This window comes from Hymenobacter chitinivorans DSM 11115, from assembly GCF_002797555.1.
Lineage (GTDB): Bacteria > Bacteroidota > Bacteroidia > Cytophagales > Hymenobacteraceae > Hymenobacter > Hymenobacter chitinivorans.
Window position 1 is genome coordinate 1,112,271 of sequence record NZ_PGFA01000001.1, and the last position, 13,582, is coordinate 1,125,852.

Here is a 13,582-nt window from a genome sequence, read left to right on the forward strand (position 1 = left end):
CAAGGGAAATGAGGGCCGGGCCGGGTTAGCAGCAGCTGCCAGTGGTTTCGGTGGCGGCAGCGGTACTCGTGGGAGCAGGGCCGCAGGGGAATAAGCCGAAGTGCTGGTTTTTGGTGCCATCCACGCGGAAATGGGCGCCGTAGCGGGTGCGCGTGAGCATGTCGGCGGTGTTGCCGCACACGAGCACCGGCCGGCCGGTTTCGAACACGTGGTGGTCGTCGAGGGTGAAGCTGTGGGGCTCGTCGGGGGCGGTGCCCAGGTAGGTGGCCACCTGGCCGTAGTCCTCGCACTGGTCTTCCAGGTCGAGCTTGAAGGCCCGCACCGTGAGCGAGTAGAACTTGATGTTGCCGACCTTGCGCTCAATCTCGGCGTTGTCGATGGTGAGGCGGCGCTGGGCCGTGAGGCGGTAGTCGCGGATGCCCAGCTCGCGCAGCAGGCGGCGGAAATCCTCGATGTACAAGGCCCCACTCAGGCACTCGCCGTAGAGCACCGGGTCCTGGCGCAGGGTTTCGGGCACGCGCCGGTCCGAGAAGACGTCGGCAATAAAGAGCTCCCCGCCGGGCTTGAGCACCCGGAAAATCTCGCGGTAGGTGGCCACTTTATCCGTGCTCAGGTTCAGCACGCAGTTGCTCACGACCAGATCCACACTGTTGTCTTCGAGGCCCGCCGAGTGCAGGTCTTCGATAAAGCCGTGGCGGAATTCCACGTTGGGCTGCTGGTAGCCAAAGGTGGCGGTGTGGGCCGCCACGTGGCGCCGGGCCACGGCCAGCTGCTCCTCGGTCATATCCACGCCAATGACGCGGCCCCGCTCGCCGACCAGCTTGGACAGTAAATAGGCGTCGCGGCCGGAGCCCGAGCCCAGATCCAGCACGGTGAGGCCCTCCACGGCCGAGGGGATGCACACGCCGCAGCCGTAGTATTTCTCCAGCACTTCCGTCTCCAGCTGGGCCAGAATCCGCTTGTGGGCCGCCGGAATGTCGTCGGTGCAGCAGGCGTTGGTTTTCAGGTCGTGGCTGGTTTGCAGCGCGGTACCGTAGTAGTCCTGGACCTGGGCCTGAATGTGTTGCTCCATGAGAAAAAGGGAGAAGTAGAAAGTGAGTGGAAGCCGGGCGGGGCCTGGGGCAGCTACGAAATTTAGGAGGCTTCCGGATTAGGGCCGGGAGCGGGCGGGGCAAAAAAGCGACCTGGCAAGCAAGTTAACCCATTCGCCGGAGTTCGGGCCCGCCGCGCCGGCCTTTATAAAGCGCCAGTTCGGCAAGAAGTTTCGCGGGGCGCCAGGCCAGGCCGCCCGGAAGCTACTGCCGAGCCAGCTATATTCACCCGTTCGGCTAAATCCTTGGGCCCGGTCCGCTACGTAGGTCGGCCCACGCGGCGCCCCGGCTCAGCCGCTCTTACCTGCTCTAACTCCTCCAGGTCCCCGCATGAAAAAATGCTTACCCGTCCTGTTATTCGTTCTTTTGTTGTCGTTTAGCGGCCGGGCCCAGGTCACGACCAGCGCCCTGGAGGGCCTGGTCGTGGGTGCGGCGGGCGGAGCTATTCCCGGGGCCACCGTCGTCATTACCCACCTGCCTACCGGCACGCGCAGCGGCACGCAGTCCGACGGCGGGGGGCAGTTTCTGCTGAACAACCTCAAGCCCGGCGGCCCTTACCAGGTGGTGGTCAGCTTCGTGGGCTACACTTCCCAAACCCGGGACGAGCTGTATTTGAGCTTGGGCAAGGTGACGCGGCAAACCTTTACGCTCGTCGAGGCCAGCACCGAGCTGGCCGGCGTGCAAGTTACCGGCGACAAAAGTGACCCGTTTACGGCCGACAAAAACGGGCAGGCCTACCACCTCAGCCAGCAGGCCATTCGCAACACGCCCACCGTCAACCGCAGCCTGGGCGACTTAACCAAGCTCATGCCCCAGGGCAACAAGAACTCGTTTGGGGGCTCCAACTACCGCTTCAACAACCTGAGCATCGACGGTATGGCCACCAACGACGTGCTCGGGTTTCAGGAACCGGCCAGCGGGGCCGGCGGCACGGTGGCGGCCGGCACGCCCGGGGCCCTGGCCGGTACCCAGCCCATTTCCCTCGACGCCATCGACGAAATATCGGTGGTCATTTCGCCCTTCAACGTCACGCTGGGCAACTTCACCGGGGCCAACATCAACGCCGTAACCAAGGGCGGCACCAACCGGCTGGCCGGCAGCGCCTACAGCTACGCCCGCAACCAGGCCCTTACTGGCAAGAGCGTGGACGGCCTGCGCACGCCCATTGAAAGCTACTACGACGTGCAGTCGGGCCTGAGCCTGGGCGGGCCGATTGTGAAGAACAAGCTGTTTTTCTTCGGCAACTACGAGCTGCAGCGCCGGGAGGAGCCGGTTTCGTACGCCCCCGGCGCGGCCGGGGCCAACGTGCCCCGGGAAGTGGCCCGGCAAATCAGCGACTTTCTGCAAACCCAGTACGGCTACGACCCCGGCACCGTGGGCGACGTGGCCATTAAGCGCAACAGCGACAAATTCCTGCTCCGCCTCGACTACAATATTTCCGACAAGCACCGCCTGAGCCTGCGCGACAACTACGTCACGGGCTTTGCCGACAACCTGGAACGCTCCCCGACGGTGCTCAACTTCGGCAACCAGGGCTTTCGGCACCACAGCCGCACCAACAGCTTGGTGGCCGAGCTCAAAAGCTCGTTTACCAGCCGGGTTTCCAACCAGCTGATTGTGGGCTATAACACGGTGAACGAAAACCGGACGTACGACGGGCCACTGTTTCCGCACCTGGAAATCAACTACAACACCTCCACCGTCATTTACGCGGGTACTTACCGGGAGGCGGCCGTGTACGGCTCGGGCCTGAGCACCACCCAGCTCACCGACAACCTGACCATTTTCCGGGACAAGCACACGCTCACGCTGGGCACCAGCAACGAGCTGAACGCCATTGAGTACCGCTTTCTGACGGCCTTCAACGGGCGCTGGCAGTACTCGTCGGTGGATGCCTTTCTCAACAGCCGGCCCAACCGGGTGCGGGGCGTGTACAACACCGAGAGCAACGACCCGGCCTACAACAAAAGCCTGCCCTCGGCCGACTTCCGGGCTATGCTGCTGAGCCTCTACGCCCAGGACGACTACCGCCTCAGCACCCGCCTGACGGTGCAGGCCGGCCTGCGCCTGGACATGCAGCTGCACCCCGACAAGGTGCCCCTGAACCCGGCCGTGTTCAAGAATCCGGAGTTTGGCCAGTACCAGAATAAGTTTGGCGGCGTGCCCCAGCTCAACCCGCGCCTGAGCTTCAACTACCAGCTCAACGAGGCCAGCACCATGCAGCTGCGGGGCGGCTCGGGCCTGTTTACGGGCCGGATTCCGTTCGTGTGGTACGCCTACGCCCACTACATTTCCGGCAACCGCTACAACAACATCGACTACCGGCCCACCGGGGCGCTGCCCATTGCCCAGGACCTCTCGACCCTGCAGGCGGTGCAGCCCGGAATTGCCGAAATCAACCTGATTGACAACGACTTCAAGCTGCCCCGGGACTGGAAATCCACCCTGGCTTTCGACGTGAAGCTGCCTTACGAGCTGACCTTCACGGCCGAGGGGCTGGTGTCGAAAGTGGTGGCGGGGGTGCTGTTTCAGTCCATCAACTTCAAGGACAACAAGGCCACTTTCGAGGGCGCCGACAACCGACCCTACTTTGCCGCCACCGGCAACGCGGCCAAGATTGATCCGGCCTTTACCAACGTCTTCGTGATGAGCAACACCCGCCAGGGCTACAACTACAACGCCACCTTCACGCTCACCAAGCGCGTGGCCGACAAGCTGGAGGCCTACGCGGGCTACAGCTACGGCCAGAGCAAGGACATCGTGAACGGGGTGCGGGTGTCGCCGGCGGCCAATTACGAGTGGAACCAGGCCCTGGTGGCCAACTCGCCGGCTTTGGCGTATTCCAACTTCGACCTGCGCCACAAGTTTATCGGCAACCTGTACTACACGCTCAAGGTGCGGGAGCGGGCCAGCCTCAGCGCCAGCCTGATTTACATTGCCCGCTCGGGTAGCCCGTATTCCTACGTGTACGAGGGCGACGTAAACCGCGACGGGTCGGCTAAGAACGACGTGCTGTTTGTGCCCGCCTCCAGCGCCGATATTACCCTGGCCAACATTACCGGGCCCGGCGGGGCCGTGCTCGTGTCGGCTCAGCAGCAGTACGAGCAGCTGGCCGCCTACATTGCCAACGACCCTTACCTGGCGAGCCGGCGCGGGCGCTACGCCGAGCGCAACGCCGCCCGCACGCCCTGGACCCAGCAGCTGGATTTGCGCCTAACGGCCAAGCTGCCGCTCACCGCCAGCGGGGCCCAGCGCCTGGAAGTCACCTTCGACGTCATCAACCTGGGCAACTTGCTGCGCAACAGCTGGGGCCGGCAGTACTTCGTGCCCAACATTAATAACTCCGGCTACGCCCTGCTCGACTTCGTGCGCATCGAGAATAACCGGCCGGTGTACCAGTTCAAGAACCCCGCCGGCACGCCCTGGCAAACCGACCCCATCAGCTCCCGCTGGCAGGGCCAGCTGGGGCTGCGCTACTCGTTTAACTAAGGTATTCCGCTGACCAAGGTATTCCGCATCCAGGTTATTTCGGCTGTCCTCCTGAGCTTTTGCGAAGGACCTTCCTCGCCTGAGTGACAAACCCGATTCAACGCTCAAAGCCCTTTACCAACTGCTGGTAGAGGGCTTTTTACATTGGTATAACCCGCAGTGGGGTAGGCGAGGAAGATCCTTCGCAAAAGCTCAGGAGGACAGCCGACTTTTTACAAATGCCTCTAAGGGCTGCGGGCTTCAATCTTACTCGTAAAAATGCCGCATCCGCCGGATGGTGCGCAGCACTATCCAGTCACCGAGGGCGGGCAGCCAGGTGTGGACCAGCACGATGAGCCGGCCCAGGGCCGAAATAACGGTACGCTGCCGCCGCCGCCGGATGTGACTCAGGATGATGGCCGCCACCTCGGCCTGCGACTTTTGCCAGCGCGGCGGGCGGTGGGCAATGGGCACGGGTTGGCCGGCCGCGTCGAGCACGCGCTTTTCCGGGTCGTTCTGGGTGAAGCCGATGTGGACCACGCCGAAGTGAATACCGGTTTCGGCCAGCTCCAGGCGCAGGGTGTGGGCCAGGTTGGCAATGGCCGCTTTGCCGGCGCAGTAGGCCGAGCCGCTGGGCATACCGTTCAGAGCCGAAATCGAGGAAATAAACGTGACGCAACCCTGGCTCTGCACCAAATGGGGCAGGGCGGCTTTGAGCGGGTACACCGAGCCGTAGACGTTGCTGTCGAGCACCTGGCGGAACACCTCGGGCTGCATGGCGGCGAAGTAGGCGCGCTGGGAAATGCTGGCGTTGGTAATCAGGATGTCGAGGCGGCCGAATGCCTGGATGGCCGTGTCAACCAGCACTTCGCAGGCCGCGTAGTCGGTGACGTCGGCCACGCAGCTGGCCACGGCCAGGCCGGCCGCTTCAAACTCCTGGCGGGTGGCGGCCAGGCGCTCGGCATTGCGGCCGTTGAGCACCACGGCGGCGCCCTGCTGGCCCAGGCGCCGGGCCGTTTCGCGCCCAATACCCGATTCGGAGCCCGTGACAATGGCCACTTGGCCCGCGAATACGCCGGGGGCGCCCGGCCGGGGCAGTCCGGCGGCAGCTGGGGGGGCGGAAGTAGCCGGAGCGGTGGCGGCGGCAGGGGCGGAATCAGACATAGTGGTGGGCTTTAAACCAGGCCAGGGCTTCGGCCACGGCCGTTTCCAGGTTTGTCTGGGGTAAGTGCAGTTCGGTGCGGGCTTTCTGCACCGAGAAATAATGCCCGTCGTTGGCCACGGCTGCCATGGCCGCGTTGAGCTGAGCCGGGCGGCGGGTGAGGCGGGTCTGCAGGTCGCAGAAGTGGCCGTAGAGGGTAGCCAGGCCGGCCGGAATGGGCCAGCGCGGCGGGGCCACGCCCAGCACCCGACTGATTCGGGCAAAGGCGTCCCGGTAGCTCAGGTTTTCATTGCCCAGAATGTAGGATTCGCCCACCCGGCCCCGGGTCAGGGCATTCACCGTAGCCACGGCCACGTCCCGCACGTGCACGTAGTTTTTGCCGCCCGGTGGGTAGCCCGGCAGCTTGCCCCGGTAGAGCTCCAGCAGCAGGGCGTTGGACGTGGGCTTGGCGTCGCCGGGGCCGAGCATGAAGGTGGGGTGGACCAGTACGGCCGGCAGCTGTTCCTGGGTTACTGCTTGCAGCACCAGCTTGGTGGCGGCCCATTTGCTGTCCATGTAGTCGAGGCCGTAGCGGCGGCCGGCAAAGGGCCGGGTTTCGTCGCCGGGCCGCTGCCGGGAGCCAAAGCCGAAAACGTTGGCCGTGCCCACGTACACGAAGCGGCCCACGCCGGCTTGCCGGGCCAGGTGCAGCACATTCTGGGTGCCCGTCAGGTTGGCGGCCCACACGGCCGGGTTCCGGGCCGGATTAACCTGGGCCAGGGCCGCGGCGTGGAGTATGGCCCCGCAGCCTTCTGCACAGCCCGTCAGCGTGGCAAGCTGGGTAACGTCGCCTTCCCAGACCTCGATGGGCAAGGATGAAAGCGCCGGCAACGGCGAGGAAGCTGCCGCGCCACGCACCAGGGCCCGCACCGGGTAGCCCTGCCGCAGGAGCTGCTCCACGAGGTGGCGGCCCAAAAAGCCGCCGGCGCCGGTTACCAGAACTCGGGGCAGCATCAGCGGTAGTTGAGCATGGCCTTGTAGGTGCGGGCAATGCGGGTGGGGGCCACGTTGAGGAAAAACAGCGAAAAGGCCGTCAGATTGGCTAGTTGCACCCGCAGCCAGCTGTTGGTTTCGTACTTGCGGGCCGACACCACCACGTCCTGGGGCACAATCAGGAAGCGGGCCTGCCGCCGGATGCGCCGGATGATGTCGAAGTCCTCCATGATGCAGTAGTGCTCATCGAAGCCCTGCAGCTGATCAAACAGCGCGCGGGTGATAAACAGGGTCTGGTCGCCGCCCCGGCTCATAATGCCCTGGAAGCGGGTGCCGTAGCTGTTGAGGCGCAGCAGCGGGTGGCGGGAGTCGAACCGGAACCGGTAGCAGCCGGCCTCGTAGCCCTCGGTCACGGCTTGCCGGATGGTGGCCACGTAGTCGGGATGAATGCCCACGTCGGCGTGCACGAAGTAGAGAATCTCGCCCGTGGCGTGGTGGGCGCCGTGGTTCATCTGGGCGGCCCGGCCCGGCTTGGGGGCGGTAAGTACCGTGGCCCCGGCCTGCCGGGCCAGCTCGGCGGTGCCGTCGGGGCTGGCGGCATCCACTACCAGCACTTCCACCGCCCCGGCGGGAGCGTATTGGCGCAGCTGCCCGATTACGCGGCCAATGTTGGCCGCTTCGTTGCAGGTGGGAATGATGACGCTGAGAACCATGGGGGAGGGGAGGAGGGAGCGGAAGGAACGGTATTTAGGTAAGCAGTTTACGAAGATTTTCGGCTAAAAAGCCTCGCCGATGGTCAGGTAGAAGCCACTTGATTCGTGGCCCAGGGCGTAGTCGAGGCGGAGGTTGAGCTGGTCGCGCCGGTTGAGCACGAAGCGCAGTCCGCCCCCGTACGCCGCTTTCGGGCTGTCAAGGCGCAGCAGGGCCCCGGAGTCGCCCAGAGCGCCCACGCCGCCGAAGGCCACCGCGCCCAGCCGCCGGTACGCGGCCAGCCGCAGCTCGGCCTGCACCAGGCCCGCGTGCTGGTCGCGGTAGCGGCCCTCGTAGTAGCCGCGCAGGCGCCGGGTGCCGCCCAGCAACGACAACGCATTAAATGGCGCCGTGCCAGCCGTGAAACTAGCGAAGTAGTTCAACGCCAGGATGGCGCGCGGGTGCAGCCGGTGGTACGACGACACGTCGGCCACGTAGCGACTGAAGCGGGTGGTGGGCCCGTCGGGGGCCGTGGCCCGGTTGCGGTGCAGGTAGGTCAGGTCGGCCACCACGCCTTTGCTGGGAAAGAAAACCTTGTCGCGCGAGTCGAAAAACAACCCCAGGCCGCCCCCGCGCAGGCGGCTGCCCCGGCCCCCGGGCACGGTGCCGCTGCCCAGCAGCCCGCCGGCGGCCGTGCTGGTCACGTCGTACTCCTCGTACTGGTAGCGCAGGCCGGCGTAAAGCTTGCCCCGGCGCAATGCCGGCCCTACCCGCCGAAACGCGTTGAGGCGCACCCGGGGGAAATTGACGCCGTACAGCTCCCGGGGTACTTCCTGCTGGCCCACGCCGTAGAAATAATAGTTGTAGCGGTAGTAGCCGGCCTCGCCGTAGGCGTAGTAGGTATTGCGGGCGTAAAAGAGCTGAAACGGCACATACAGCAGCAGCTGGCGGTTTTGGGTGTAGGCCGCGCCCAGCGTGAGCTGCGAGGGCCGGGCCTCGGCAAAGGCGGAATCCCGCCGAAACCGCAGCGTGGCCGTCAGGGCGGCCCCGTAGGCCAGGCGGGTTTCGGGGGTGTAGTACACCAGCGGCAGCGGAATCAACGTCAGGCGCCGCCGCGGCAGACTGTCGGGTGGGGCCAGCGCGGTGGCACCGAGCAGGGCGGCGGTGAGAAGCAGCATCAGAACGAGTAATTTGCCAACCCTACGAAGTGCGGTGGGCATAGAGTTTGCCCCGCGCCAATCTTTCCCCCGGCCCGGCCCCGTATATGCCGGCTAACGCCCCTCCTCATGAGCTTCTCCCGCCTGCCCCGCCTGCTGACCACCGCCGCCCTGGCCGCCCTTGTCGGCGGCGCCGCTCCCTTGCCCGCCCGGGCCGCTGCCGCCGCCAAAGTCGCCCCGGCAGCGGCTACCGTTGACCACGGCGCCTTCGATAAGCTGCTGAAAAAGTACGTCACCGAAAAGGGCCTGGTCAACTACAAAGCCTGGAAGGCCGACCAGGGCCCGCTCAACCAGTACCTGGCCCAGCTGAGCAAGAATCCGCCGGCGGCCGGCGCCAGTAAGGCCGAGCAGATGGCCTTCTGGATCAACGCCTACAACGCCTACACCATCCGCCTGATTCTGGACCACTACCCGCTGCAAAGCATCAAGGATATCGGCACCAAAATCCAGATTCCGTTCGTGACCACGCCCTGGGCCGCGAAGTTTTTCAGCATCGGGGGCGAGAAGATGAGCCTCGACAACATCGAGCACGGCATCCTGCGCAAGAAGTACAACGACCCGCGCATTCACTTCGCCCTGGTCTGCGCCTCTATTTCCTGCCCCCGCCTGCGCACCGAGGCCTACACCGCCGCCAAGCTCGACGACCAGCTCGACGACCAGGGCCGGGACTTTCTGAACAACCCGGCCAAAAACAAGCCCGGCAAAACCAGCGCCCAGCTCTCCAAGTACTTCGACTGGTACAAGGGCGACTGGTCGGAAAACGGGCAGTCGGTGACGAGCTGGGTAAACAAGTACGCCACCACCAAGCTCGATAAAAACGCCGCCATCAGCTTTCTGGACTACAACTGGCAGCTCAATGAGCAGTAAGCGGGCCGCCGGGCGCGGTGGGGCCGGAGCGGGGCCCCGGCCATGAGCCGGCTCCGCTCTGCCGGACTGGGCGCCGCTTTGCTGCTGGCCCTGCCACGCCTAGTTTCGGCCCAAACGCGGCCGGCCCCAGCCGAAATCCGGCGCTACGCCATTGAGGTGGCCGGTCTGCGCGTGGGCTCCATGACGGCCACCCGCCAGCCCGGCCCCGACCCCGCCGCCGACGTCGTAGCCACCCTGGTCAGCGACGTGCAGGTCGATTTTCTCTTCTACCACCTCAAGATCTACTACAAGGTCGTCAACCGCAGCCGCCGGGGCCAGTTGCTGCTCTCCACCGTGGAAGCCCACACCAACCAGGGCAACTTCGCCTCCCGCGCCGAGTGGAAAGGCGACCATTACGACATCGTGGCCGACCAGTACAAGCACCACTACCAGGCCACCGAGCGGCAGCCGATTACCTGCACCGTCACGGACCTGTTCTTCAGTGAGCCCCCCGGCATCAGCCGCGCCTACGCCGAGTACTTCGGCGACTTTTTCACCCTGGTCCGCCCCGCCGCCGGCCAGCTCAAGGCCACCCGGGCCGGCCGCGAAGACGAGTACCGCTACGCCAACGGCCAGCTAACCACCATCATCAAGAAAAACCCCCTCAAGAACTTCATCATCCGCCTAGAGCCGTAAGCAGTTGTTAGTTGTTAGTTGTTAGTTGTTAGTTGTTAGTTGTTAGTTGTTAGTTGTTAGTTGTTAGTTGTTAGGTTTAGAGTCGGAATGCGGGCTTTGGATTGTTAACTGTTAAATGATAATTGTTAAATGAAATACGATGCCGTGGTGGTGGGTTCGGGGCCCAATGGATTGGCGGCGGCCATCGTGCTGCAACAGGCCGGGCTGCAAGTATTGCTGCTCGAAGGCAAAGACGAGCTGGGCGGCGGCCTGCGCACGGCCGAGCTGACGCTGCCCGGCTTCCGGCACGACATCTGTTCGGCCATTCACCCGCTGGCGGCCGCCTCGCCCTACCTCCAAACCCTGCCCCTGGCCCAGTACGGCCTGGAGTATATCACGCCGCCGGTGGCCGCTGCTCACCCCTTCGACAACGGCACGGCCGCTACGGTGGTCAATTCCCTGGACGCTACGGCCCGCAGTCTGGGCCCCGATGCGCGGGCCTACGAGCAGCTTATGCGGCCTTTGGTGGCCCAGTGGCCCGGCATTGCCCCCGACGTGCTGGCCCCGCTGCAGCTGCCCCGCCACCCGCTCGACATGGCCCAGTTTGGCCTCTCGGCCCTGCAGCCGGCCACGCTGCTGGCCCGGCGGTTTCAGACCATGGAAGCCCGGGGTTTGTTTGCCGGCATGGCCGCCCACGCCATTCAGCCCCTGGAAAACCTGACGACCTCCGCCATTGGCCTGGTGCTGCTCATTGCCGCCCACCGCCAGGGCTGGCCCCTGCCCAAAGGCGGCTCCCAAAGCATTGCCGACGCCCTGGTAGCCCACTTCCGGGCCCTGGGTGGCCACGTCCAAACCGGCACCATGGTCAAGTCCCTGAGTGAGCTGCCCGAGGCCCGCGCCGTGCTCTTCGACGTGACGCCCGCCCAGATCCTGCGCATTGCCGGCCACAGCTTGTCGGCCGTGTACCAGTGGCAGCTGCGGCGCTACCGCTACGGCATGGGCGTGTTTAAGGTCGACTGGGCCCTGGCCGCGCCCATTCCCTTCACCGCCCCCGAATGCGCCGATACGGCCACGGTGCATTTGGGCAATACCCTGGAAGAAATTGCGGCCGGCGAAAAAGCCACCAGCCGGGGCCAGCACCCCGAGCGGCCCTTCGTGCTGCTGGCCCAGCAAAGCCGCTTCGACCCCACCCGCGCCCCGGCCGGCCAGCACACGGCCTGGGCCTACTGCCACGTGCCCCACGGCTCCCGCCAGGACATGACCCAGGCCATTGAGCAGCAGGTCGAGCGGTTTGCGCCCGGCTTCCGGGACCGAATCCTGGGCCGCCACACCTTCGACACGGCCCAAATGGAGGCCTACAACCCCAACTACGTGGGCGGCGACATCAACGGCGGCCGGCTCGACATCGGCCAGCTCTTTACCCGGCCGGCCCTGCGCGCCTCGCCCTACCGCACCTCCCGCCGCGGCCTCTACCTGTGCTCCTCGGCCACCCCGCCCGGCGGCGGCGTGCACGGCATGTGCGGCTACCACGCCGCCAGCCGGGCCCTGCGCGACATTTTCGGGCTCCAGCCCCCGCCCCTGCACCGCGGCTAAGCGCCCGTGGGGTAGGGGCTGCCAACCCCAACGGAGAACCGCCTCCCCTTGAGGGAAAGGATTTTTACCTTGACGGAGAAGCTTTCTACCTTGACGGAGGACCTTCCAACCCCAACGGAGAAGCTACCAACCCCAGCGGAGAAGGTTCCAACCCCGACGGAGATGCTTTCCACCCCGACGGAGATGCTTCCGACCCCGGCGGAGCAGGTTCCAACAACGACGGCGAAGCTTTCTACCCTGACGGAGAAGGTTTCGACCCCGACGGAGCAACTTTCTACCTTGACGGAGGACTGATTTTCCTGCCCCCTTCAGCCGCACAATCTATCGGCCGGCGGCTCAGGGGAAAGGAGGTGGGGAAGTGCAGCCGGTTTTATACCTTGGGGGCATTCTTCCTGACTCGCGTTTAGCCTCCGCCGCTATGCATCCCGACTCGACCCACGCGAATCACTCGGAATTATGGTCCCGGCTCGACGCCCTGGACCTCGACGCGGCCACCCCGCTGTCCTTCACCCACCGCCTCGCCCGCGACAATGCCTGGCCCCCGGATTTTGCCCGGCGCGTGGTGCTCGAATACAAGAAGTTCGTGTTTCTGGCCGCCACCTGCAACCACCCCGTCACGCCCTCCGACGAAGTCGACCAGGCCTGGCACCTGCACCTGGTCTACACCCGCTCGTACTGGGACGAGCTCTGCGGGCAGGTGCTGGGCTTCCCTTTGCACCACGGTCCCACCCAGGGCGGCGCCGCCGAGGGCCACAAGTTCCGGGACTGGTACGCCAAAACCCTGCAGGCCTACTACGCCGCCTTCGGCTCCGTACCCCCCGCCGACATCTGGCCCCCGGCGGCCGTCCGCTTCGGGGAGGCGCCCCACTTCCGGCGCGTCAATCTGCGGCGGCACTGGCTGCTGCCCCGGCCCCAGTGGCCGCACCTGGGCCGTAAGCAGGCCTGGCTCCTGATCCTGGCGGCCCTGGTGCTAGTCGGCTGCACGGCCCGCCTGCCCCTGAACCCGCTGAACTGGTACGGGCAGGAGTTTCTGGCTTTATACTGGCTCTTGTGCCTGACCGTGCTGCCCCTGGTCCTGTGGTGGCGGCACCGGGGCCGGGGCCCCGCAGAAGCTTCGGCCAACGCCCGGCCCTCCACTTACGAAGTAGTGCGCTTGGCCGCCCACGGTGAGCGGCTGCCCGACAGCGCCCTGGCGGCCCTGGCCCACGCGGGTAAGCTGGAGCTGCTGCCCGACCAGCAAGTGCGCCGCCCCCTCAACGCCCCGCCGCCCACCGATGCCTACGAGCTGGCCGTCTGGAGCCTGGTGCCCCCCGAAGGCACCACCCTCGACGCGGTGCGGCGCCGGGCCAGCCAGCCCACAATTGAAGCAGTGCAGGCCCTCGATGCCGGCCTCGAAGCCCAGGGCTGGCTGCTGCCCGAAGCGGAGCGGGCCCGTCTCAATAAGCCGGTTATCCTGGCCCTAGTGCTGTTGGGCCTGTTTGGCTTGGCCAAGGTTGTCGTTGGCCTGGCCCGGGAGCGGCCCGTGGGCTTCCTGGTGGCCACGCTACTAGGGCTGGTGGTAGTGGCCGTTTACTGCTACCACCAGCGGGCCTGGGCTACCGGCCGCGGGGCCCGGGTGCTGCGCGAGGCCACGGCCGTGGTGGGCGAAGAGCAGCATAGCGAGTCCGTTTCTGCCGAGTACGTGGCCCTGAGCGTGGCTTTATTCGGGGTGCAGAGCCTCAACGGGTTGGGTCTGAATCACCTGGCCATCCTGTTGGTGCCGCCCAGCCAGGGTGGCGACTCCAGCGGCGGTGATTCCGGCAGCAGCGACGGAGGCTCGGGCTGCGGCGGGGGCTGCGGCGGCTGCGGCGGCGACTAATCTTTGCACC

The 13,582-nt window shown here is 65.6% G+C and carries 10 protein-coding genes; 5 read left to right on the plus strand and 5 right to left on the minus strand.

Annotated elements, in window-relative coordinates; all coding sequences use genetic code 11:
- Positions 1-25: 25 nt before the first annotated feature.
- Entirely contained in the window at positions 26-1,072 is a 1,047-nt protein-coding gene (locus tag CLV45_RS04685; RefSeq protein WP_100335229.1) for a methyltransferase domain-containing protein, read from the minus strand.
- Between the two features lie 349 nt (positions 1,073-1,421).
- Here CLV45_RS04685 and CLV45_RS04690 point away from each other — a divergent pair, with 349 nt between their 5' ends.
- A complete protein-coding gene (locus tag CLV45_RS04690; protein WP_100335230.1) occupies positions 1,422-4,580 on the plus strand; it encodes a TonB-dependent receptor in 3,159 nt (1,052 codons plus the stop codon).
- Positions 4,581-4,826: 246 nt separating this feature from the next.
- Here the strand turns inward: CLV45_RS04690 and CLV45_RS04695 are convergent, their stop codons facing one another.
- The 4 genes from CLV45_RS04695 to CLV45_RS04710 all read right to left on the minus strand — a co-directional run bounded on the left by CLV45_RS04695 (position 4,827) and on the right by CLV45_RS04710 (position 8,561).
- Positions 4,827-5,723, minus strand: coding sequence for an SDR family oxidoreductase (locus tag CLV45_RS04695; protein ID WP_100335231.1), 897 nt, complete (start codon positions 5,721-5,723; stop codon positions 4,827-4,829).
- Positions 5,716-6,714 (minus strand): NAD-dependent epimerase/dehydratase family protein, encoded by a 999-nt coding sequence (locus CLV45_RS04700; RefSeq protein ID WP_100335232.1) that lies wholly within the window; start codon positions 6,712-6,714, stop codon positions 5,716-5,718. The genes CLV45_RS04695 and CLV45_RS04700 overlap by 8 nt, the downstream gene beginning before the upstream one ends.
- Positions 6,714-7,406 carry a TIGR04283 family arsenosugar biosynthesis glycosyltransferase gene (locus tag CLV45_RS04705; RefSeq protein WP_100335233.1) on the minus strand — a complete coding sequence of 231 codons (693 nt, stop codon included), beginning with the start codon at positions 7,404-7,406 and terminating at the stop codon, positions 6,714-6,716. Before CLV45_RS04705 ends, CLV45_RS04700 begins: the two co-directional genes overlap by 1 nt.
- A gap of 63 nt (positions 7,407-7,469) precedes the next feature.
- The gene (locus tag CLV45_RS04710; protein ID WP_211289901.1) at positions 7,470-8,561 is read right to left on the minus strand and encodes a BamA/TamA family outer membrane protein; all 1,092 of its coding nucleotides are present in this window, start codon (positions 8,559-8,561) and stop codon (positions 7,470-7,472) included.
- Positions 8,562-8,669: 108 nt separating this feature from the next.
- On the opposite strand from CLV45_RS04710, the gene CLV45_RS04715 reads away from it, so the two are divergent.
- The 4 genes from CLV45_RS04715 to CLV45_RS04735 all read left to right on the plus strand — a co-directional run bounded on the left by CLV45_RS04715 (position 8,670) and on the right by CLV45_RS04735 (position 13,572).
- Positions 8,670-9,467 carry a DUF547 domain-containing protein gene (locus CLV45_RS04715; RefSeq protein WP_100335235.1) on the plus strand — a complete coding sequence of 266 codons (798 nt, stop codon included), beginning with the start codon at positions 8,670-8,672 and terminating at the stop codon, positions 9,465-9,467.
- Positions 9,468-9,509: 42 nt separating this feature from the next.
- Complete coding sequence (locus tag CLV45_RS04720; RefSeq protein ID WP_245882650.1) at positions 9,510-10,142, plus strand: DUF6134 family protein; 633 nt, start codon at positions 9,510-9,512, stop codon at positions 10,140-10,142.
- Between the two features lie 129 nt (positions 10,143-10,271).
- Entirely contained in the window at positions 10,272-11,714 is a 1,443-nt protein-coding gene (locus CLV45_RS04725; protein WP_100335236.1) for a phytoene desaturase family protein, read from the plus strand.
- A gap of 418 nt (positions 11,715-12,132) precedes the next feature.
- On the plus strand, positions 12,133-13,572 hold the full coding sequence (locus CLV45_RS04735; protein WP_100335238.1) for a TIGR04222 domain-containing membrane protein: 1,440 nt from the start codon (positions 12,133-12,135) through the stop codon (positions 13,570-13,572).
- Positions 13,573-13,582: the final 10 nt, after the last annotated feature.

Excerpts from the sequence above, each read along its gene's own strand:
- CLV45_RS04685 (WP_100335229.1), bottom strand. The coding sequence starts at position 1,072 with ATGGAGCAACACATTCAGGCCCAGGTCCAGGACTACTACGGTACCGCG.
- CLV45_RS04690 (WP_100335230.1), top strand. The coding sequence starts at position 1,422 with ATGAAAAAATGCTTACCCGTCCTGTTATTCGTTCTTTTGTTGTCGTTT.
- CLV45_RS04695 (WP_100335231.1), bottom strand. The coding sequence starts at position 5,723 with ATGTCTGATTCCGCCCCTGCCGCCGCCACCGCTCCGGCTACTTCCGCC.
- CLV45_RS04700 (WP_100335232.1), bottom strand. The coding sequence starts at position 6,714 with ATGCTGCCCCGAGTTCTGGTAACCGGCGCCGGCGGCTTTTTGGGCCGC.
- CLV45_RS04705 (WP_100335233.1), bottom strand. The coding sequence starts at position 7,406 with ATGGTTCTCAGCGTCATCATTCCCACCTGCAACGAAGCGGCCAACATT.
- CLV45_RS04710 (WP_211289901.1), bottom strand. The coding sequence starts at position 8,561 with ATGCTGCTTCTCACCGCCGCCCTGCTCGGTGCCACCGCGCTGGCCCCA.
- CLV45_RS04715 (WP_100335235.1), top strand. The coding sequence starts at position 8,670 with ATGAGCTTCTCCCGCCTGCCCCGCCTGCTGACCACCGCCGCCCTGGCC.
- CLV45_RS04720 (WP_245882650.1), top strand. The coding sequence starts at position 9,510 with ATGAGCCGGCTCCGCTCTGCCGGACTGGGCGCCGCTTTGCTGCTGGCC.
- CLV45_RS04725 (WP_100335236.1), top strand. The coding sequence starts at position 10,272 with ATGAAATACGATGCCGTGGTGGTGGGTTCGGGGCCCAATGGATTGGCG.
- CLV45_RS04735 (WP_100335238.1), top strand. The coding sequence starts at position 12,133 with ATGCATCCCGACTCGACCCACGCGAATCACTCGGAATTATGGTCCCGG.